16 protein-coding genes and 2 pseudogenes are annotated in these 22,167 nt (G+C 53.8%); 8 read left to right on the top strand and 10 right to left on the bottom strand.

The features are described 5' to 3' along the window. Nucleotides 1-535: 535 nt before the first annotated feature. Nucleotides 536-1,216 (top strand): annotated as a pseudogene (locus tag BM022_RS05890) (DDE-type integrase/transposase/recombinase); the annotation flags it as partial. A 70-nt stretch (nt 1,217-1,286) separates the two neighbouring features. Continuing rightward, nucleotides 1,287-2,401 (top strand): annotated as a pseudogene (locus BM022_RS05885) (IS3 family transposase). A 217-nt stretch (nt 2,402-2,618) separates the two neighbouring features. Here BM022_RS05885 and BM022_RS05880 read toward each other — a convergent pair. Both BM022_RS05880 and BM022_RS15115 read right to left on the bottom strand, forming a co-directional pair. Beyond that, nucleotides 2,619-4,028 carry a tyrosine-type recombinase/integrase gene (locus BM022_RS05880; protein WP_091137653.1) on the bottom strand — a complete coding sequence of 470 codons (1,410 nt, stop codon included), beginning with the start codon at nt 4,026-4,028 and terminating at the stop codon, nt 2,619-2,621. A 309-nt stretch (nt 4,029-4,337) separates the two neighbouring features. Next, nucleotides 4,338-4,787, bottom strand: a complete 450-nt coding sequence (locus BM022_RS15115; RefSeq protein WP_143079535.1) for a site-specific integrase — start codon at nt 4,785-4,787, stop codon at nt 4,338-4,340. A 134-nt stretch (nt 4,788-4,921) separates the two neighbouring features. On the opposite strand from BM022_RS15115, the gene BM022_RS05865 reads away from it, so the two are divergent. The 5 genes from BM022_RS05865 to BM022_RS05845 all read left to right on the top strand — a co-directional run bounded on the left by BM022_RS05865 (nt 4,922) and on the right by BM022_RS05845 (nt 9,707). Further along, nucleotides 4,922-6,814, top strand: coding sequence for a pentapeptide repeat-containing protein (locus tag BM022_RS05865; RefSeq protein WP_177191632.1), 1,893 nt, complete (start codon nt 4,922-4,924; stop codon nt 6,812-6,814). 343 nt (nt 6,815-7,157) lie between these two features. Continuing rightward, nucleotides 7,158-7,574 (top strand): EamA family transporter, encoded by a 417-nt coding sequence (locus BM022_RS05860; protein WP_091137647.1) that lies wholly within the window; start codon nt 7,158-7,160, stop codon nt 7,572-7,574. Continuing rightward, a complete protein-coding gene (locus tag BM022_RS05855; RefSeq protein ID WP_091137645.1) occupies nt 7,571-7,921 on the top strand; it encodes an EamA family transporter in 351 nt (116 codons plus the stop codon). The genes BM022_RS05860 and BM022_RS05855 overlap by 4 nt, the downstream gene beginning before the upstream one ends. Before the next feature lie 199 nt (nt 7,922-8,120). Beyond that, complete coding sequence (locus BM022_RS15430) at nt 8,121-8,408, top strand: hypothetical protein (protein ID WP_177191631.1); 288 nt, start codon at nt 8,121-8,123, stop codon at nt 8,406-8,408. Nucleotides 8,409-8,807: 399 nt separating this feature from the next. Next, complete coding sequence (locus BM022_RS05845; protein WP_091137642.1) at nt 8,808-9,707, top strand: hypothetical protein; 900 nt, start codon at nt 8,808-8,810, stop codon at nt 9,705-9,707. Between the two features lie 246 nt (nt 9,708-9,953). Here BM022_RS05845 and BM022_RS05840 read toward each other — a convergent pair whose 3' ends face one another. The 7 genes from BM022_RS05840 to egtB form a co-directional block, all read right to left on the bottom strand. Continuing rightward, complete coding sequence (locus BM022_RS05840) at nt 9,954-10,337, bottom strand: hypothetical protein (protein ID WP_091137640.1); 384 nt, start codon at nt 10,335-10,337, stop codon at nt 9,954-9,956. Nucleotides 10,338-10,935: 598 nt separating this feature from the next. Continuing rightward, on the bottom strand, nt 10,936-11,679 hold the full coding sequence (locus tag BM022_RS05835; RefSeq protein WP_091137638.1) for a hypothetical protein: 744 nt from the start codon (nt 11,677-11,679) through the stop codon (nt 10,936-10,938). 11 nt (nt 11,680-11,690) lie between these two features. Further along, nucleotides 11,691-13,175, bottom strand: a complete 1,485-nt coding sequence (locus tag BM022_RS05830; RefSeq protein WP_091137637.1) for an alkaline phosphatase D family protein — start codon at nt 13,173-13,175, stop codon at nt 11,691-11,693. Between the two features lie 303 nt (nt 13,176-13,478). Beyond that, a complete protein-coding gene (gene mnmC, locus BM022_RS05825; protein WP_091137635.1) occupies nt 13,479-15,341 on the bottom strand; it encodes a bifunctional tRNA (5-methylaminomethyl-2-thiouridine)(34)-methyltransferase MnmC2/FAD-dependent 5-carboxymethylaminomethyl-2-thiouridine(34) oxidoreductase MnmC1 in 1,863 nt (620 codons plus the stop codon). Between the two features lie 74 nt (nt 15,342-15,415). Next, nucleotides 15,416-16,165 carry a TerC family protein gene (locus BM022_RS05820; RefSeq protein ID WP_091137634.1) on the bottom strand — a complete coding sequence of 250 codons (750 nt, stop codon included), beginning with the start codon at nt 16,163-16,165 and terminating at the stop codon, nt 15,416-15,418. Nucleotides 16,166-16,363: 198 nt separating this feature from the next. Further along, nucleotides 16,364-17,341: an L-histidine N(alpha)-methyltransferase gene (egtD, locus tag BM022_RS05815; RefSeq protein WP_091137632.1), complete on the bottom strand. Its 978-nt coding sequence runs from the start codon at nt 17,339-17,341 to the stop codon at nt 16,364-16,366. Next, nucleotides 17,338-18,744, bottom strand: coding sequence for an ergothioneine biosynthesis protein EgtB (gene egtB, locus BM022_RS05810; RefSeq protein ID WP_091137630.1), 1,407 nt, complete (start codon nt 18,742-18,744; stop codon nt 17,338-17,340). The genes egtD and egtB overlap by 4 nt, the downstream gene beginning before the upstream one ends. 457 nt (nt 18,745-19,201) lie before the next feature. Here egtB and BM022_RS05805 point away from each other — a divergent pair, with 457 nt between their 5' ends. Then, nucleotides 19,202-19,741, top strand: a complete 540-nt coding sequence (locus BM022_RS05805) for a PRC-barrel domain-containing protein (protein ID WP_091137628.1) — start codon at nt 19,202-19,204, stop codon at nt 19,739-19,741. Between the two features lie 102 nt (nt 19,742-19,843). On the opposite strand, the gene BM022_RS05800 is transcribed toward BM022_RS05805, so the two are convergent. Further along, nucleotides 19,844-22,165 carry an ATP-dependent DNA helicase gene (locus BM022_RS05800; RefSeq protein WP_091137626.1) on the bottom strand — a complete coding sequence of 774 codons (2,322 nt, stop codon included), beginning with the start codon at nt 22,163-22,165 and terminating at the stop codon, nt 19,844-19,846. Between the last annotated feature and the right edge of the window lie 2 nt (nt 22,166-22,167).

Below are 22,167 nucleotides of genomic sequence, written 5' to 3'. Positions count from 1 at the left end.
AATCCATTTTCACTTGAAAAATAACTCGTTCACTCATTCTCATATAAACGGCCGCCGCCATGCTGCTTTTAGTCGAGGTAGTACATATCGATATTTTCAACTATCCTGTTTAGCTTATATAGCGACACTTGCCATCCCTACATCGGGAATTGCTTTCGCACAAACTGAGATCCAACAGCCACAATGCGATAAAGTTATAATTCACATTCATGATCAACGCTTCTTCTCTCCCCTTACTAATACCCACCCCGGTTGTAGACAAAAACTCGAGACAGTAAAGTGTTTGGATACAGGCATAATTGAAAGGATTAGTGTTCAGAACGACAGCTCCTCCTCTTATTCGCGAATCGTAAGTACCCAAATAGATCCTACAAACCCCCGATGTGCCAGATTTATATACGAGATTGCTGTAGACCATTCTGGTCCGGAAGGTAAGCTATGTTTGCAAGCCGTAGGATCTATTAGCTTCGATGCAGTTTTAGTTCCTTCATGTTCCAAAGAAAGTGAAGTCAAAAGATAGATTGGAGGTTGATTCATTTTCCGCAAACTGAAGGTGTTCGAACATGCTGCCGGCTCTGGCAACGTAGCGTTCACCTGCAGGCATTTTGGGATTTCAAGAGAAACCTACTATATCTGCGCCGCAACCTATCACTTCGGCCAGGTAAGGATCAGTTGGTATCTGGCTCGTTATCACGATATCAGGATATCTGCTGGCGGGGTTTACAAGGTATCAAAGCGCCAGGGCCTGAATCGCCTGCCTGACCGGCAGCGCAAGCAGGTACCTGGGCACCACGTGCAAGTCGACGTGAAATTCCTTGATCTTAAAACTCAGGAAGGCCACAAGATTCGGTACTTCCAATACACAGCTATTGATGACGCGACCCGCATTCGTGCTTTGAAGATTTATGAAGGCATACGCAGCAGAACGCGATCGACTTTGTAGATTACGTCATTGCCAGGTTCCCATTCCGAATAAATACCATTCGCACCGATAACGGCCACGAAGTCCAGGTCAAGTTCCACTGGCACCTGGACGATCTGGGGGATACGCCATTCCTACATAAAGCCGAGAACGCCGCGATTGAACGGCAAAGTGGAGCGCTCGCATGGAACAGATCAGCGCGAGTTCTACCAACTACTGGCCTATACAGACGATGTCGACCTTCACGCCAAATTGGCTGAATGCGAGACTTTCTATAACTACCACCGGCCATATCGTAAGCTTCCCCATTTAGGAGACGCGCAAAAAGTAGAACTTTCTGGCAGGATTTTAGCTGGAGGTTCAAATGAAGAAATCGAGATTTACGGAAAGCCAGATTGTTGGGATATTGAAGGAAGCGGACAGCGGCGTTGCTGTTAACGAGATCTGGCGCAAGCATGGGATCAGTTCGGCAACGTACTATAAGTGGAAAGCCAAATATGGTGGGCTTGAGGTTTCCGAGTTGGTGCGTGTAAAGGAGCTGGAAGCGGAGAACAGTCAGCTCAAGCGCATGTACGCGAACCTGGCCTTGGAGAATGAGGCGATCAAGGCGGTATTAAAAAAGCTGTAGCGCCGTCTGAGCGCCGGGATGTGGTTTTGCGCTTGGCGGGTGATCAGAAGCTGTCGATCAAACAATCCTGCCAACTGGTGAACCTGTCACGGGCGGCGTATTACCGGGACGAGAACAAGCTTGCAGTGCGGGATGCGCCGGTGATTGAGGCGCTCAATGCGATTGTTGCCAAGCATGGCCGTTGGGGATTCTGGAAATGCCATGACCGACTGCGGCTTAAAGGTCATCCTTGGAACCACAAGCGAGTCTGGCGGGTGTATTGCGCCATGAAGCTCAATCTGCCGCGTCGTACGAAGAGACGATTGATCAGACCAATGCAGCCGCTGGATGCACCGCAGCGGCCCAATGAAGTCTGGTCGCTGGACTTCATGAGCGACAGCCTCTACCAGGGCCGGCGATTCCGCACATTGAATATCCTGGATGAAAGCGTACGAGAGGCGTTGGCTATCGAGATCGACACCAGTCTGCCCGCGCAACGCGTCGTGCGAACATTACAGCAGCTTGAGGCTTGGCGCGGGTTGCCCAAAGCGATACGGCTCGACAATGGCCCGGAACTGACCTCGCAGTACTTGGCCGACTGGTGCCAGGACAAAGGCATTGAACTGCGTTTCATCCAGCCGGGCAAGCCGAATCAAAATGCTTTCATCGAGCGTTTCAACCGATTATATCGGACGGAAGTGCTCAACAATTGGCTATTTACGTCACTTGATGAGGTGCGAGAAATCACGCACCAATGGCTACAAAGCTACAACGAAGAACGACCTCATGACGCGCTGGGAAGCCTGCCCCCGGCTGTGTTCCGTGAGAGATTGCTCGCAGGGAAGAATTCTACTTCTGAACTGTCTACTTGACGGGGAAGCTTACGATATGGCGGTTGGGCGGACAAACACCCTACGAACGTCTGGTCGAAAAAATGCGATAATTTCTTCAGTCAGCCGAGGTTGTCTCCATCACATATGCCAAATCGCCCATCGGCCGCGTAATGTGGATAGGGTTCAGTATGGCAACATTGCGGAGCAGGACATCTCCTAAAGAATCTCAGTGGATAGCATTCTGATCAGCTGGGGTTTATTCATCGCACCTTAGAATTTCTTCCAATTTATCGCCGAGCATCTTCCATGCCTCACGTTTTTCGTCAGTATATTCGTCAAGCAAATAGACTCGGTCAATTTTCGATCCAATTACATGATTCTGGCAGAGGTTAATTATGTCACGGTTGATTTTAAGTTTTTGCATGAGGGTTGACCCCGTTCTTCGCAAGTCGTGCGGTGTCCACTCTTCGTCTCCGATTACAAGACTGTTATTTTCAACTCGGCATTTCAGCTTTCGGCTGCGTTGCTTGAATTTCACTTGCCTATCACCCACTTGCTTACTGACAGTTTTTTCGCACACGTGACCCTCTTTATTGCGTGCTGGAAATGCCCAATCGCTGTCACCCGTTAGAGCGTGCAATTGTTTGAATTGATCGAGTGTAAACTCGGACAGGTAAATAAGCTGCTCGCGTTTTTTACCGTGTTCACCCTTGGTATTTGCTGCCGGAATAAACCATGTTCGCTGCTCAAAGTTGACATGCTTCCACTCAGTCTTTAGCAATTCACCTATGCGGCAGAGCGTTCCTAAGCACAACCATAGCGCAATTTGCGATTCGTTTTTCAAGAGGCGTTCAATGCCACATTTTCGAGAACGGTTTGCATAAATTTGAGCTGTCGCATCAAATATGCGTTTCAGCTGAATGATTTCGCCGATGCTCAACTGCCTTTTCCGCTCTTTGGTGTAGCCCTTTGGGACAAGTTGTTTGATGTCCACCAGCTCTGCAGGATTGCCATCGATCAGTAAGGCACGCCAAGGCTTGCGCCTTTCCGCCCACCGCAGCATTTGTCCGATGTCCTTCGATAACTCGACCGCTGTTGCCGTCTTTCCGGCGGCAATGATCCGCCGATAAACATCACGCAAATGATTCTCGGTCAAATGCCGTACTTCGATATCACCCAGTACAGGAATGGCATGCTTGCCGAATGACTGCCTAATGTACTTGTTGCCATCGCTACGGCTCACCCCGTCTTTAATCCAAATGCCATAAAGATCATTAAAGGTGAGGGCGTCGGCGCGCTTTTGCTCATCGACACGAATGATCTCCAGAATGGCCGCTTGAGCTTCGATTTTGACCGCGACCTTGTGGACTCGAGGGTCAACGCCTGACTTAACTAAATCACGTGCTTTATCGCGTTCTTCGCGAATGACTGCCATATCAACAGTTGGGTAAGTGCCACAATAATGCCAAGCCACTTTTCCCTGCCATTTGAAAGCGTAGCGAAAAACAATAGAGACACTTCCCGAATTAAGGCGAACTTCGCCAGATAGTCCGCCACCGTCATTTAACGTGTCACCTTTCCATTCTGCCTTAACGGCATCCAGTTCTTTAACGGTCCACTTGCTACCTTTTTTGCCCCTTGGATACCTTGCCATACCTAAGTCCATCAATTCCTATGGGTAAACCCATGGGTAAACCCGTCAGTGGCTTTTATCGAATCTCATTGCACCGTAATGGACGAACTATATCCTGAAAAGCGATAAGTAACAATCGGAAAACAAACAAAATATATGTTCTAGCAAGTCCACTAGCGTCCAAAGTAGTTTATTAGTTCATCTCTTATTAACTTGCTACGAACCAAGGGGTCGTGGGTTCGAATCCTGCCGGGCGCGCCATTCCATGCGGTTCTTCACGGGGCCGCATTTTCTTTTTGTGCTATAGAATCGAGTTGTGCTATAGATTTTCATTTTAGCGGTCTAACCGGCTCGGGTTTGCGCCGGTAAATCGCCTCTGCTGTGCGGGCGTCTCTGCAGGCAATAGCAGCGTCCCAGCATGCTCCAGGAATCCATAGCGGAGGCGCGCTTGGCTCGCAGATCGTGCTCGGTGAACCAGTCGCTGACCCTTGTCTCTTTCAGTACCCAATCCATGAACCGACCCCACATGCTGTCCCAGCCGTGGCAGTTGCCGGTCTCCTCATCGAGATACCCTTCCCCCTTGCGGTTGCAGAACAGGAACGGCGACAGCGCTGGCCGGGCCTGCTCGGCCATCTCCACCGCTGCTCTCGCAGCTCGCTCTTGATGATACCGCTGCGGTACCGGCAAGCAGTCCAGCTCTTCTGGCAGTATGAAGGCCGTCCACTTACACGGTTTGCCAGTCGAAGTGGCCAAGGCGTGGACTGGCGAACGTACGAAAAACGTGTTATTCATGGACATGATTTGCTGAAGGCGGAAATTGCACGGCAGTGCGAGAAAGTAAAAAATTATCGGAATGCCGTCAGCGTGTTGAGCTCAGAGATCGACATCTAAGGAATCGTTAGCTCCAGTCTATGTGGAGCTCTGTATTGGGCGAGAAAACAAAAGTGGATAAGAGTGAAAGTTATGGGTTATTTGGAAAAGGTAGAGATGAATGGAATAACTGGGCACAGCGCTGCTTATCAGATCGAGCCGAACTGGAGGCAAAAGAGGAATGGAGGCTCAACAGTGACCAAGACGGAATACCGGTGGGAGCTAATCAAGCAACCATCGACTGGTTGTCCTGCGCCTCAGCCGACTTTTCCAATCATTCCTTCGGAAGCAATGCTGACTTGTCAGGTTTTATTTTTCCGGGGCCTGTAATCTTTCGGGAAGTTGCGTTTCATAGAAATGCTAATTTCGAGCTTGCTTTATTTCACCATTTCGCCAGTTTCGAGAGCGTAACATTTTCTGGTCCCGCACATTTTCAACGCACCGTTTTTGCTGGCGGTAGCAGCTTCCGTAGAGCTCTTTTTCAGGAAGACGCTCATTTCACCCATTCACAGTTTTTACAGCATGTTAATTTTGAAGATGCACAATTTAGCGGCGGCCAGTCATTTTTCGATCAGGCGCGGATAAAAGGGACTTTTCAGAATGCTTCGTTTGGGATGGTGACTTTCGATTCTTCAATTCTCTCCTGTCGTTTTAATAGTGTAACCTTCGGCGGGGTGAGCGATTTTAGCCAAACGCTATTTGAAGATGCTACCTCATTCCTTCGTGCGCGGTTCGTCCAGGCAATTTTTGCGGGGGCAGAATTTAAGCAATTGTCCTGGTTTATAGGTGCAGTGTTTGAATACAACGCCTCCTTCTTTAACACTAGATTCCATCAAGCCGTAGCATTTCAACATTCTAAGTTTGAATCCGGTGCAAGCTTCACTGGTTCGCAGATTGCCGATGCCGAGTTTTTCGACTGTAAATTTGGTGACCGCTCTGACTTCACACACATTCAATGCGGCTTGATATCTTTTGAAAGGACGAAGTTTGCAAGCGATGTAGCGTTTCACGGGTCTAGTTTTAAGAAAGATGCCAAGTTCAGGGACGCGCTATTTTCCGGAGACGCCAGCTTTGCTAAGGCACGTTTTGAACAAGATGTTGTGTTCAACTCCGCACTATTCAAACGGTTGGTAGAATTTGATGACGTCAAGTTTGGAGGCATGTCGAATTTTTCACAAGCAACCTTTGACGGATCTACTTCTTTCAATAAAGCCACTTTCTGCCGGGACGTCGCTTTCGTTGGCATAAGAGCACAGAGCCTTTTTGCACTTAGTCAGGTAACGTTCCATTTGCCTCCTGACTTCCGTCAAGCCCATTTCTCGGAAGCGCCCAGCTTTGATGAGTCGCAATTTTGTGTCTCCGTTTCACGGGAGCCGACGATTGAATTTCCGGCGAGATGGCGCGCGCTTAAACGTCTAGCTATCCAAGCTCATGATCATGAAAGGGAGCTGGAATTTTTTGCTCAGGAGATTAAATCCCTGAGGAATGTAGAAGATTTTCAGTTCCCGATTTGGAATAATTACTCTCGGGGGAAACCGCTTTGGCCCGGTGGCGTCCGATACTGGATGGGTCTTCTCTATGAGCAGACGTCCGACTTTGGGCGTTCAGTCCTTGGCCCTCTTGTGGGTCTAGTCCTGCTCATGATTGCATGTACTTGTTTTTACTTTTCTTACCAATTTAATATTGAAGGAATCCAACAGGATCGAGGCGGCTCATGTACCCAAATCTTCGCTGCGATGTTCCTCGCGGTTCACAATGGATTGGTTGTTACTGGGCTGGGGAGATCGAACAAGCTGGAGCAGAGTTACAGTTGTCTTTATGGAGGAACCCCTTCCATGCCGAACATGCCCGACGTCATAGTTTTGGTTGGTATTTTTCAGACTTTGTTATCCGCTGTACTGATTTTCTTACTGCTCCTCGCAATTAGAAACAAGTTCCGTATCAAGTAATAAAGCTTGATTTTATAACACAGTTCTACATTCATAACTTACTGAAACTTAATAATAAATCTCTTGCTAGACTAACGGCTACGGACCAAGGGGTCGTGGGTTCGAATTCTGCCGGGTGGGCCATTCCCATGCGGCTCTTGCAAAACCGCATTTCTCTTTTTGTATACCATAAATTCAGTCTATACATAAAATCCACGTTAATGCTTTAACCCGCTCAGGCTCTATCTATAGATCGGCATGTTTCCCCGATAGTCAATTTATTTTTTTTAACAGCTGATCTCCATCCCGAGCCGACGCGGTATGATCCGGTTTTACTGAAGTTCGCTAATTTTCTGGATTCACGATGACCCCGATTCAATCCCCAGCGAGTGTGAAAGGCGCGTTGCCCTACTGGGGGGTCCTATGCTGCGCCCTGTTTGTTACTGCGTCCGTGGTTTGTTTGAAAAAGGGGGTAGACAACACACAGAATCTACTTAATACATTGAGTTGGCTAGAGATGCCGGCACTTGTCTCGGGATGGGTCTGGGCGGGAATTCTTTGTTTCATCATCAGCTTTGTTTTTTGGTTGAAGGTACTTAAGGTTCTTCCCCTCAACATCGCTTTTAATCTGGTTAACATTGAACATGTTTTTGTCCCGCTGGCCAGCTATCTTTTTCTGGGTGAAATGATCAGCTCAATGCGCGCTGTCGGAATTGGTATTGTTCTCTTGGGGGTCTGGGTGATTGCAGAAGCTTATTGTCGGATTGAGGAACGAGTGTGACTAGCGGGTTCTTCGTTCTCGTTATCCTCTCCCAAGCCCTTGTGGTCGGAGGGCAGATTTTTCTCAAGCATGCGTTGAATAGCACGGTGGACGGATCAGAAACTTCCACCTGGAAGCGGGCTGCGCCATTCGCCTATGGTCTCGGTCTGATGACGCTCTGGTTCTTCCTATGGCTGGAGCTGTTATCACGGGTCGAGCTGAGCTATCTCTACCCGTTCGATGCCCTGGGTCCGCTTTTCATGGCGTTTGGGGCTAGTATGATGCTCAAGGAAAAAATGACGCCCCGTCTATGGTGTGGGGTCTTGCTGATTGTCGTCGGACTTCTAATCGTTGGTGCCAGCCAGTAACCATTTATGTATTTTGCTAACATACGATTTTTTCCATTCGTGAGCTGACCCCATATAGACCATGCAGTTCTGAATCAAATCTCGACTACTATACCTTCAGTGTGCTTTCAGAAAACACGACTCTTTAGCAATCAGATACTTATAGGGCCACTACGAACCCAGGGGTCGTGGGTTCGAATCCTGCCGGGCGCACCATTCCATGCGGTTCTTTACAGAACCGCATTTTTCTTTTTGTCCTCCAGATTTCCGGTTCTCTGGTCTAGCTCGTCAGTTAGACGGTAACTCATCCTCGTCCTGCTTTAATCGCTTGCCGGAAGAAGTCAACCAGTTCCGGCACGTGATGATCGAAGGTGAAGAGGCGGCGCTGCTGCCAAACGCGCTCGCGGATCGTTTGCGGTTGATCGCGGTCTCGCAGCTGGGCGGCAAGCTGGTCCATCGTTTCAAAAATATTCCGACGCCAAGTTGCCCTGGTCAATGTGTGGGGTAGGAACCGCCAGCTAAATGTTCGGCTTCAGCGTAGGGCGTGGGAGCTATGAAACTTGCCTCCTGTTTTTTTTGCCCCCTTAAGATCGTGCTTGCGGGGTAGAATCAATCTGAGGACGCCGAGTGCGGTTCCATCGCGGGGTTTACTTTTGCCAAGGGTGGCGCAATGGAGGGGGACGGGCCCGGAAACGGGATCTGCGCGCCAACAGGTGCTATCCTTGGAATGAATGCGACGGGAGCCAGCATTTGGCGCAGCCTGATGCAAGGCAGAGCGATCCAGGCGGGTGGCACGCCCTGTCGCTATGACGTCGGTTCATTCCAGCACAAACGAACGGAACAACGTGGCAACGAGTCTATATAACAGGTACCATTTCACGCTATTCTGGATAAAACGAGGTCAGTCATGAAACACACTTCCTTGTTGATTAACAATCTCCGTGCGGTGTTACTTGCCGCCTTGACAAGTGGTATCGTGGGTACCGTTAATGGGCAGCAGCTTCACCCCGTTACACCCACAAGTCCGCTTCCCGAGTCAGGTCGGTTTGGTGGGACTGGTCCAGGCGGTACGCCAGCAGGGGTGCCTGCCTACGACTTGCAGCATGCTCCCCCGGAGGAAAGACACCGGGAAGGACGAGGCCAGGTTTCCCCCGACCCAAGAAATGCCCCGTTCGGTCAAACAGGCACACAACCAGGCGGCTCCGCACCCGGGCAGTTCTCTTACGATTCGAGAAACATGCCGCGGGGACGAGTAGAGACGCTGGGCGGTACAACGGGCGGGCAAAGCCCGGACGACTTCAGAACGGCGCCCTCTGGTCAGGCCGGTGCATATGGCGGCCCAACGCTCGGACGGGTCCCAGGCGACGCGAAAAGTACCCCGTACGGGCAACCCCGCAAGTCCGGGTCGAAAGCCGCGAGTTCCGGCCAAAAACGCCAGTACGGAAGCGCAACGTCAGGCAAGGCGCGACCCGAGTCCAAAGACGCGTCCGCCAGCCAAACACGCACCTCCGGCAGCGAAACGAGAAGGAAGGCGTCGTCTGACTCGGGAGATATATACACGGACCAAAGCCATGGATACGGCGCCACAACGGCCCGGCAGAGTCCATCCGCCGCTAAAGATTCAACCGCTGGCGAAGGACGGGAATCCGCCCCCGCAGCCAAAGGGAAGGCTTCAGCCGAGGGGAGGGGAGCATCTGGGGACGAAAGACAAACAAGCGCGCAGGGAAGCGCTCACGGGAGCCCAAAGAGAGAACCGGCTAAAAAAGAGCCGCCGAAAGATCCCTATGAAGGAATTAAATTAAACTAGGGAATGAGCAAATTAGCCGCAGACGGTGGATAGCGGATGGGGCGGGCGGCGGCGAGGCGTGGCGCGATTTTTTCCTGGTGGCGGTTCGGCACGTTCCACAGAAAATCAGGCTCATTGCTCCCGCCGAAAAATCCCGACCGGTGACACGAGGACCCATTAGACATGGGAGCTTGTGAAGACATCGGCTCGGTTTTCGGTATTATGAGGGCCCGGCCGAATCCCTTGCCCAGCTTGGGCACGTACTGCTCAGGCAGATTCTCCCCTGACCAGCGAGAGACTGTCGTCGGCTGTCAAGGCGCCGAAAAAATGCTGGAAGAGCTGGTCGCTCCTAAGCACCGCGCGCGCGTCCACGACGAGACGCAACCGTCCGCTTTCAAGCCGCAAGAGCTTCAGGTAATTGGGAAAAATATGATGCGCAGGCACCGCAACCCCGTTACCGGGTTCAGATGGATAGTGGACCCATTCCGGAACCAGGCCGGATTCGCGTATGCTGGTTTCCGATTCTTCGAACACGTACGCGGTAATGCCCATGGCGGCGCTTCTCCAGCAATCCACTGGCATAAGCGGCTGCACCGCCTGGGAGTTGGAGCTTGAGCCCTGGATGGATTCGCGGTTGGGTTTGGCTTTCATAATTTCCTCAGAAGATGATCACGTTATCTTGGCCGTTGTCCCTCTATTCCTTGTACGAGGGCTATTCGCGCTTATTTTAGTTATCGTGCCGACCATGGATGTAGTCGGATCGAGCGATTCTCCGGTAAGAGCTTGTCAACTGAACACATAAAACACGCTGGGGCTGATTTTCCAACTCGCATCCAGCCGCCTCGATACTGCTTCCATTCGCTGAACTGATACACTTATCTGCCATTACGTAGTTCCCGCGATTTCGCGAGTAGTTCATCACTTTTTTTCGCTTGCGGGGTCTTTCCACGGTTCCATGTTACGCGTTCCAGCGACTTTGCCCATTGGACCAAAGTACATCGGCCTAAAGTACACTCGCCGTCGGCCGACCGTATCTGGACCGACAGAATAATCGGAGCAGAGACTCTTTCTGGTGTTAGCCCCTGCCCATGATGCAGCCCAGGATGAGGCACTCATCAAGCGTGCGGCGGTAGAAAAACACGTTATTTTAACTCTTGCATTCGCGTTTTAGTAAGTATCACACGCTTTATTCAGGCTAACGCCAATGAACATCGGTCGGGCGGGACCTGGCGCTGCGGGACGCGGTTTATTATTGTCCTGCCGGTAACCGGTGTGGTGTATAGAAGGCTCCGGTAATAGGCCCCTCCTTGTTTTCCTCATGGTATTCGTGCCACCAGCGTGCTGATTGCCAGATCGCTTCCGGGCAACTGGCGCGGCTCTCCAGCCCCGGGGTGAGATCGAACCCGGCAGCGCCCGTTACGGTTTCAAGCATGGCGGCTGAGGGCATCCCCAATCCATCCAGCAGCGGATTTCCCGCACGGCCGGCGCCCCATGCGTATCCCAGCCAAGCCAGAAGGAGCTGCACTGCATCAATTACAATCCGCTGCTGCTGGAAACGCTCGACCGCGTTCATCAGCATTCGGGGTTCCACCGAGGGTGGCAGGTAAAGGATGCCGATGTTGGGGAAGAGCTTCGGATCACCGTACTTTTCAAGGGCACTATTCTGCAAACAGTTGCGCGCGGTCGGAAAACCGAAGCCCCCGGCAGGCGTCAGGGAGATTTCATACAAGGGAGCGGCATACAGGTCGGCTGTCGTGCTTTCATCCAGCAACGCGACATGCGACCAGTGGCTGGGCGTCAAATCGTTGCGCAAGTGCGATTGGGCAATTCTTAAACGGAAATGGATGAGATCCGTACCTCCTACAAGCAACATCGCCACCCTGTCGGGTCGCCAGTGCGAGCGCAACCAGTCTATATTTGTATTCCCTTTTTCCCGCTTGCTCTCCGCGAATCCGTTGTTGATCGATTTAGCTCTTGAAGAAAGCGTGTACATAATTTTGCTCCTCAGGCAGGGGACAGGGACATCTCACGCAGCAGCTGCGGCTTGCTTTGAAGGGGGTCTTCATGAAGCGGGTAATAAGTGGTGCGCAGGCGTACACCCGTGCCATTGCGCGCAAACGAGAGCAGTGCTACATGATTGCCGACCTGTTCATGCAATCTGGAGCAGCTAAACCTTCCCCCAAATCCGCTGAACCATAGAAGCTCGGGTACCGGCCCAGGCGATGAATGGCGGGGCCAGGGGTTGGGCCGGCCCGTAATCGCGTCCCACAGGGCAACGAGTTGATCCTTTCCTACGGAGCTTGCGAGCGAGGTGGGGGAGGAAATGATTTCAAATATTGACTCGCGTCCGGTATGGGCGTCTCTTATGGCGGCGACACGTCCCCAATGCACATCTCCTGTGATGAGAATAACCGGGAGGCCGGCTTCGGCCAACTTCGCCAAGGCCTGGGTGATGTGACCGAAGTCGCCATAGTTAGGCATCAGGTAATCCGCGATCTTGCCCTTCCATTCGCTCGATGCGACGTCGAGCAGCGACTGTCCGGTAATGAACAATGCGATGCGACGCTTGCGTATGACCTCGGCCACCCAGTGTTCGAGCTGTTCCCTTGCTCTCGTCGTCAACACTGTAGCCCGATCAGGGTCGCGCCGCGATCGTCCGTCTGCGAAAAAGAAGGACAGCGGCTCGATATCGAGCACTGAGGCATCGCCCAGCTTGGCGGGGCCTCCGTGAAAGTAGGCGTCGCGCTCATGGGTGAATTGGAAGGCCTCGTATAAGGCCGCGGCGGCTACTGTCCAGTTTTCACGCCCGGATTCTGTCCAGCTATTCTGGATGAATGGGCTGGGGTGAGGGAAATTATTCCAGTATTCATGATCGTCAGGTACCGAAATGGCCGGCGCAAGCCGGAGCAACTGCGAGTATCCCGCTTCCCCCTGCCAGTTCGCACGATAGTCGGCTTCAAACTTGCGCGCAAGCCGTGCCGCATCGGGGGGGAAATTCGCTAGTGTAGGGAGATCGAGATACACCTGGTCTCCCAACAATAATGTCAAATCAGGCCGCGCTGCGCTGTTCAGTTCGCGCGCAAGCAAGCCTGCCCGTCCACCTCTATCCTCCGCCTGATGAAAGCATGAAACCAGCAGGACATTGAACGTGCCGTCGAGGAGGCCTGGAACGCCGGCCGGCAATGTTTTCGTGCGCAACTCGGTGCGTGTTACTGTGCCATTAGCGCTTGCGGTAACGGTTATTTTATAGACCCGGCCCGGTTGCAGCCCGCTGATCTCGAACACGCCGGTAAAGTTCTCCGTGGCCCTTTCGTCCAGCAGCTCGTCCGGGATGGCGCTGGCGAGGGGACGGAGCGTCTGCATGCGGACGTCGCTGAGGGGTATGTTGTCCACATGCCAGGACAGTACGGGCGCGTGCGATGCAAGTATGCCGATCCATAGCCGCAGGCACTCAACCGGCGCGGCCCGAGGCAGAAGGGTTATCTTCATTTCTGAAAAAGCTTGAACATCAAATCAGGTCGGGGCCGAGTGGAGCGCGATAAGAAGCAGGAAGGCAAAATGTATAATTCCCGGGCGGATTGAGCCTTGATCCAGCGGTAAGTGAACAGTAGAAAAGCAACCGGAGAGTCGGACGAAACGCTCGCCGGATATTCACGCGCGGGCTCGCCTGTTTCGAAGATTATACGGCAGGTGAAGCCGTGCGCGGTGAATGAAGAGTTTCCGTATCAGTATCAGTACTGCGCTCCGCCAGCAACTGGCGAATACTTTTCAATGGCTGCCCCTGCAGGTTTCTCACCCGGTTACCGTTGTTTTTACCGTTTGCTTCGACCCTTGCTGACCCCGCGCGGTGGGAGCAAGCGCAGCCAGCACGTGTAAAGGCAAAGGCGGCAACTGTCCGCACGCGGCTGCTGCGATTACTTCACCCGAGAGGCCGGCGGTTATCAGGCCGCGCGTACCGTGGGCCAGACTGGTGTAAAGCCGGGGGGAAAGCTCGCCTACCAGCGGCATGGCGCCGGGGACGGAAGCTCTTATCGATGCGCGGCCCTCCAGTTGGCCGGCGCCCTGCGACATGATGGCCGCTGCCTTGGCCAGTCCCGGCGACATTTCCGCCAACCTGGATAGATTCTCGAGGTGTTCCGCGATCCGTACCCCCGTTTCTTCATCGTTGAAGCGATGTGTTGCGCCGATTAAATGGAATCCCGCGGTCGAGGGCGCGAGATACCCACTGGTGCATACAATCGTCTTGAGATTTTCGCTTGCGCGCGTCGATGGCGCCAAGGTAATCTGGCCGCGCACAGGGGTGAGCGGCAGATTCGCCGAGGGCTGAAGCGAGGTTGCCTTGGGGCCGGAGCAGATGATGGCTACCTCAGCTCGACAAAACCAGGTCTGATTGTGCCGGTCTCTTCCTTCCACACGCCACTCGTCGTCCACCGCGGTCAACGCGTCTACATGATAGCCGGTGCGCTGCACGATGGCCGGGCTTTGCGCCAGCACGTCGCACATCCTCGGCGGGACCACCCAGCCGCCGGCAGGGAACCACAAACCGCCATTGGCGAGCTCGATACCGGCCAGGCGAGAGGCTTCGGCCGCGTCCACCCGCTGAAACACGTGCTCCGGCCAACCGAGCGTTGCCAGTTTGTCGATTCGTTTTGCTTCTTCCGCCGAAAACGCCAGTTGCAGTTCGCCGCATTCCGCACGTACCGTTCCGTCAGCAGGTAACTTCTCGTCGAGCAAGGCGAGCGCGTGACCGTAGGACGCCAGCACGAAACGATGCAGCGGATTCATGCCGGCGCTCAAGCGCGTGTGCAGTATGCCGCGTGGGTTTCCGGAAGCACCGGCGGCCAGCGTCGGTGCACCCTCGACCAGCGTAACCGAGACGCCCCGGGCCGCCAGTGCGGAGGCAGCGGCGCAACCGGCGATGCCTCCGCCGATGACAACCGCTGTTGCAGGCGTGCGGCGAACAAGCGGCAAACCGGCAAGACGGCCTTGCAGCATATGGCGCTTGCACCCGAAGCCAGGCGATTTGGTTACTTGAAACCCGGCTTGCTCCAACCCTCGCCGAATCTCGCCGGCACAGGTGTAGGTGGCAAAGGTTGCGCCCGGGCGCGATACCTGCGCAATGCGGTCGAGCACCGGCTGTGTCCACATTTCCGGATTACGCCCAGGTGAAAAACCGTCCAGAAACCATGCGTCGATATCGCTCCGAACTTCATCCAGTGCCTCCGCTACGTCAGCGATGACGAGGGTGAGGTGCGCGCGGCCGTTGCGGAAGGCCCAGCGATTCCAGCCTGGAACACGGCGCTTCCAGCACCTGACGAGCTCGTTCGCATACTGGCGCAACGCCGGCCACAGCGCCAATGCATCCGCCAGTTCCTTGTCGTCCAGAGGGAATTTCTCGATACTGAAAAAATCCAGGTGAGTTCGGGGTGGGGCAACCTCGTCGAATAATTGCAGGGCGCATAAAAAGGCCAATCCGGTGCCAAAGCCTGTCTCGCCGACGACAAGGCCGTCGCCATCCTGCAGTGAAGCAAACCGCTTGGCCAGCTGGTTGCCCTCAAGGAAAACATGGCGCTTTTCGGCAAGCCCGGAGCCGCGGGAGAAGTAAACATCGCCAAAACGGCTGCAAAAAGGTTGTCCGCCTTGCCAATCAAGCATAGCGGTTTTTCCACGATCCCTTGAGCCCAACAAGCAGCCGATGGACAGCCCTCACAACAGTAATGATTGGACGGTCACTCAATCTTGCTTAATGCTTTATGTAATTTGACCGGCTCGGCCATTTTTTTGCGCATGCGAAGATTGATAAATTCGACGCTGACGGAAAAAGCCATAGCGAAATAGATATAGCCCTTGGGTACATGTATGTCGAAGCCTTCAACGATGAGTGTTACCCCTACCAGTATCAGGAATGAAAGCGCAAGGATCTTGATGGTGGGGTGCTTCTCCACAAAATCACCGATAGGCTTGGCGGCGAAAAGCATTACCAGTACGGCCAGGATAATGGCGATGGCCATCAACGCGACATGCTCAACCAGCCCTACAGCGGTAATAACCGAGTCCAGCGAAAATACAATATCCAGTATGGCAATCTGGATCAGCACCGATCCCAGACCCGTCACGACCATCTGTTTATTGTTGTCCTCCGCGCCTTCCAGGCTGTTATGAATTTCATGAGTAGCCTTGAACAATAGAAATAGCCCGCCGCCGATCAATACCAGATCGCGTCCCGAAATCGACATGCCAAACAGTTCGAACCAGGGCTTGGTCAAGCCCATGACCCATGAAATCGAGAATAGCAGGCCGAGGCGAGTCAGCATGGCGAGGCTAAGGCCCATTCTTCTCGCGAAATTACGCTGCGCCTCCGGGAGACGCCCTACCAGGATCGAGATGAAAATAATGTTGTCAATGCCTAAAACAATTTCCAGCGCGGTTAAGGTCACCAGCGCTACCCATGCTTCCGGGCTCGCCACCCATTCAAACATCAACTTCCCCTATTCTTGACCTGGATTGGTTGGAACACAATTTTTCCAATGAATACGGTTGCCTGCCTCTGCGGGACGTTCCCTGCAGAATTTCTTACGGCAAAAGGTATGAAAAATTGCGAAGCGGCCGCGCAAACACACTTTAATACGGCTTATTTTATTCTGATAGCCGGGTTTGTGGACGACGGCAGCAACTTTCTATGTTATCACGCCGAGGGTGACGGCGAACCATGACAGTGGGTCTGTCCAGGTGTGTTCGACCTCGAATCCGCCATCGTTCAGCAGGCTTTCCAGACATTCGATGGTGTATTTATAGCTGTTCTCGGTATGAATGCGTTCACCTTGACCAAAGCGCAATGTCATGTCGAGTGCATCTATCCTGACGGATTGGGGAATAACGCTTTCGAGGTGCAGTTCTACCCGCGATGCTGTCTGATTCCAGAACGATACATGGGAGAAAGTGTCCGGTTCGAAGTGGCCGCCTAGTTCGCGGTTAATCCGGACGAGAAGGTTTTTGTTGAACGAAGCGGTTACGCCTGCGCTGTCGTTATACGCCGCGTGCAGGATTCCGCTATCTTTTACCAGATCTGCCCCAAGCAGGAGCTGATCTCCCCTGGATAAATGGCTGGCGATGTTTTGCAATAGCGATATGGCTTGATTCCTTTCCAGATTACCGATACTCGAGCCAATGTATAAAACCAGCCGCGGGGGAGCTTGCCGCTCAAGAAAGGTAAGGTCTTCGAAATCTCCGACGTGGGGATGCACGCAAACCGAATCGAGATCGCGCTCCATCTCGTCTTTTGCCATCTGCAGCGCGGCGGCCGATACGTCCAGAGGGAAGTAATTGACGCTGAATTGATGCTGAAGCAGCGAGCGCAGCAAGATGCGCGTTTTTGTCGCCGTGCCGGCGCCTAATTCGGCAACGGTGACATTCTGCCCGAGCCGAGAACATATTTCGTTCGCATGCGTACTCAGTATTGCCGCTTCTGTTCGCGTGGGATAATACTCGGGCAAGCAGGTGATCTGCTCGAACAGGGCCGAGCCGCGGTCATCATAGAGCAGCTTCGGCGGCAGGCTCTTCGGCGTGCGAAACAGGCCATCCACCACCTCGGTCGCTATCGCCGGCAGGGGGGGTGATACAGGACTAATAGGACTGGACCGTTGTCGCGGGATCATTCGACAGTTCCATCATGAGCTAAGCGGACGCCGGAGAATTGCCAGCGCGCGTGCGGTGGGAAGAAATTGCGATAGGACTTGCGAATGTGCGATCGTGGGGTGGCGCATGAGCCGCCGCGCAATACCATCTGGTTGCACATGAATTTTCCATTGTATTCGCCTTCCGCGCCAGCGGGTGGACGGTAGCCCGGATAAGCGGTGTAAGGGCTGGAGGTCCACTCCCACGCATCGCCAAAGACCTGCTGCAAACCCGTTTGCCGAGAGCCCGCCCGCGGATGGTACGTCCGGCTCTCCAGCAAGTTTAAGCCTGCCGCTCCTGTATTCTTGAGTGAGCTCGCGGCGATTTCCCATTCAAACTCGGTTGGGAGCCGCATTCCGGCCCAGCGGGCAAACGCATCGGCTTCATAGAAACTGATATGGCACACTGGTTCGGCTGGCCTCAACGGCACGGTTCCCTGGCAAGTGAATTGGGTCCATCCATATCCTGCCTGTTCCCAGTAGAGCGGCGCTGCCCAACCGTTGCGACAGACATGATCCCAGGCATCGGATAGCCACAGTTCCGGGCGTCGATATCCGCCGTCCGCGATGAAGGCCAGATACTCCTGATTGGTCACGAGACGGGAGGCAATACAAAAAGGCTCAATGAAAACGGTATGCCGCGGCAATTCGTTATCGAAAGCAAAGCCGGAACCGTCATGGCCAATATGATGGAGACCGCCATCGAAGCAAAACCAGGCCAGCAGGGGCATAGAAGCAGGCTCGACGTCCACGGGGGTCCCGCTCTGGCCCGGCTGATAGCTTGGGCGTACCGGGTTCACCCAAAAGGCATGCTTGATATCGGTGATGATGAGCTCCTGATGCTGCTGTTCATGGTTCAGTCCCAGCTCGAGCAAACGGAAAACCTCGGGGGAAGCGCCCTGATCGAGTAAATCGCGAATGATGTTATCGACATGGGTACGATAGGACCATACCTCATCGAGCGTGGGACGGGAGAACGTTCCCCGGGTAGTGCGACTGGGGTGCGGCCCCAGCCGCTTGTAGTACGAGTTAAACAGGAAGCCGTAACGTTCGTCGTACGGCAGGTAGCCGGTTACATGCGGAGCCAGCACGAAGGTTTCAAAAAACCACGTGGTGTGCGCAAGATGCCATTTTGTTGGACTCGCATCCGGCATCGATTGAACCATCTGATCCTCGGGCGTGAGGGTTGCCACCAGATCCATCGTTTGATTTCGTACTTGATGATATCGCTCGAGCCAATGCTCGGATGGCAAACGCGTACCTGTACCTTCGTCGCGCAGGGACTGGGAGAGGGTGAAGAGTTCAGTTTCACCGCGGCCGGGCACTACCACGGAGCCAAGCCCGGCGCCTCTCTTACATCGGATAGTAGACGGGGATGTCGGCATTGCTGTTCTTCCGTAGTTCGTTGCTGTTGGTTCTGGCAATGGGTTCTGGCAATGGGATGATTCGGGTAGGCAGCCGGATGATCTGCTTCATCGTCATCGGTCTGCTGCATGGCGTGCACATTCCCATGCATGTCATGGGAAGTTATTCTGCCCGACCTGCCGTATCTCCTCTGTGCGCTGTCAGACATAGGCTGAGCAGACCTCCGCCGTAAACAAGAATGAAGGGCCCCCTGGATATGCTGGATATTTATGCAAACTGGTCAAACGCGGCGAAAATGCTCGCTTTGCGACGTCTTTGTACGTTACCGCACTGACCCTCGTCGGCAATTTCCGCATCATGCACCTATCCGATCGCTGCAAAGTGAATCGAACGGGTCGGGGATGAGTACTAGGAAATTCCGGGCGGAAAGTAGAAGTCCAAATACGGGAACTCTTAACCTTTAAAAAGGAGATAACCATGAGCTATGAAGATCGCGATACCTACGGTATGTATAAAAGCACCAGCTATAAAAGCTATGACAAGCAGGGACCCGGGCCTCGCCTGATGGGTGCCGATACGCTCATTGGTGAGGATGTCTACAATCACAAGGATGAAGATCTGGGCGATATCAAGGAGATCATGCTGGACATGAACACCGGAGCCGTTGCTTACGCGGTGCTGTCCTTCGGCGGATTCCTGGGTATCGCCGACAAGCTTTTCGCCGTACCGTGGAAGGCGCTGAAGCTGGATACGGAAAACAAGCGTTTTATACTGAATGTGGACAAGGAACGCCTGGAGGCCGCGCCGGGATTCGACAAGGACGACTGGCCCAATATGGCCGACCCGACCTGGCAGAACACGATCAACTCCTACTACGGCACGAAGTCCTACACCGACACGACGGCGACCAAGGGTTACACCTCATCCGGGAAGAAGGAGGACCGAATCATTCCGGAAGCGCCGTCGGGCACCGATTTCGTGAAGGACGAAACCGGTGGCGACTACGTCCATAAATAAGGCAAGGACGAAATCGTTCCGGCCAGCTAATGGCCGGGATGAAGTCTAGCTGAGTTTGAGTTAGGTGGAAAAGAGGCAAGGAGATCTTGCCTCTTTTGCTTTTCAGGCGCCCTGAAACCGTTCGGTCTTCCACCAACCTGGTAGCAGGCGACGCACGTCGGGCCGCGCGAACCGATCATCGATTAGATAGATGATCCCCCTGTCCGACTGAGTTCGGATGACGCGGCCAGCTGCTTGCACGACCTTTTGCATGCCCGGAAAAAAATACGTGTAGTCGTAGCCTGCATTAAGCATTGTGTCCATGCGACGTCTTAGTTGTTCATTTACCGGATTGACCTGAGGTAGCCCGAGCGTCGCAATGAACGCGCCGCTCAGGCGACTCCCAGGGAGATCGACGCCTTCGGCGAAAGACCCTCCCAGCACCGCAAAGCCTATGCCTTGGCTGGTCGCGGTGAAGCGCGCAAGAAATACGTCCTGCTCAATCTCGTCCATTCCTGGTCTTTGCTCCCATATGGGAATGGAAGGATGGCTTGATCTGAATTGAAGCGTCACGCGTTGGAGATAGTCAAAGCTGCTGAAGAATGCGAGATAATTTCCCGGCTTTTGTAAGTATTGCCAGGAGATCAAGTCAACAATGGGGGGAATGGACGCTTCGCGGTGCCGATACCGCGTTGAAATATTACTGACGACCTTAACCAGCAGTTGTTCGGGTTTGAAAGGCGATTCCACGTCGACCCAACCGGTATTTTGAGGCAGTCCCACCATATCGCTATAAAAGCGATATGGGCTCAGTGTGGCCGAAAACAACACCGTTGACTGCGCCACGGCGAACCGGGGTGCGATCAATGGCGCGGGGATGACATTCCTGAGGCAGAGTACCACAGGGACGCTTCTGGTGCGCGAGGTCCGCTTTTTTACCCCGCCTGCCTTTTTGTTTTTGACATCCGCCGTCACGTCAAACAATGAATGCTCATCAAAGGTTTCGCATATTCGAGTGAAGCGCAGTGAATCGAAGTAGAAGCGCTGCAGTTCTCCGTCGATGCCATCGGGGTTTTCCGTCAAATATTCCGTTATTGCGTTGACGGCCTGCTGCAACGCGGCTAAAAAACTGTCAGGTACCGCGCTGTACACCCGATAGGCTTCGGCCGACTCCTTGCTGAACGCGTTCCAGCAGCGGCTGAGGCGGGCAAGGACTTTTCCGAGTTGTACCGGGGCCGATCGCCTGGCAGATTGAAAATGCGCTTGATCCAGCTCCGCCGTATACATCTTGCGTGCTCGGCCGATCAGGTTGTGTGCCTCGTCCACCAGCACACCAACAGTCCACTGGTTGGCGACGGTCAATCCGTACAGTATGGCGCCCAGATCGAAATAATGGTTGTAGTCTCCTACGATTACGTCGCTCCACTGAATCAGATCCTGGCTGAGATAGTAGGGGCAAACACGATGCTCGCGGGCGAGGGCGCGGAGCGCGTCCTTGTCCAGCACATCCGTACCGGCGAGGGCAAGCGCGGCGCTGCGCGCCTGCGGCAGTCGATCGTAAAAGCCGTTTGCAAGCGGACAGGAAGCACCATGGCACGCCTTGTCGGGATGCTCGCATGCTTTCTCACGTGCGACCAGTTCGAGTACCCGGAGGCCCACTGTAGGCTGGGCGCAGTTACGCTTCATGAACCTGAGGGCGTCCAGCGCGAGTCTGCGCCCTGATGTTTTGGCCGTCAGGAAGAAAACCTTGTCCAGTTTCTGTCCGGGCCAGGCTTTAAGCAGCGGGAAAAGCGTGCCGATTGTCTTGCCTATCCCGGTGGGCGCCTGCGCGATCAGACAGCGGCCGAGCACGGCCGCTTTGTACACGGCCTCAGCCAGCTGTCGTTGGCCAGTACGAAATGATCCGTGGGGGAAGGTCAGATGTATCAATGCTTCGTTGCAACCGGCCCGGTGAATCAGTTCCTGTTCAGCCCAGTTCAGAAAGCGCTCGCACTGGTCATTGAAGTGTGCCTTGAGCGCCCCTCCCTCTTGGGTTTCGCTCAGCATAACTTCTTTTTTGCGTACGATATCGAAGTACACCAAGGCAAGGCAGATCCGCGGCAGGCCCAGCTTTTGGCACAGCAACCAGCCATAAATTCTGACCTGTGCCCAGTGGAGTTGACGATGATTATCAGGCATCATGCCGAGTTCGCCCCGAAACGTTTTGATTTCTTCCAGCTGATTCAGGGCTGGATCAAACCCATCGGCGCGCCCACGAACAAGCAGGTGCTTATACTCGCCGCTGAGACTGATTTCCGCTTGATACTGCGAGGGGCGGCGCGCGGTGACAACCTTGTGTCCGGCCATGCCTTCCTCCGCCGACGGCGCCGGGGTGAAACGTAGATCGAGATCGCCACATTTGGCGCTGAATTCGCATAATGCGCGCACCGAGACCGCGTATTTCATGC

Source organism: Nitrosospira sp. Nsp14 (assembly GCF_900113575.1).
GTDB lineage: Bacteria > Pseudomonadota > Gammaproteobacteria > Burkholderiales > Nitrosomonadaceae > Nitrosospira.
This window is presented reverse-complemented; position numbering and strand designations above follow the sequence as displayed.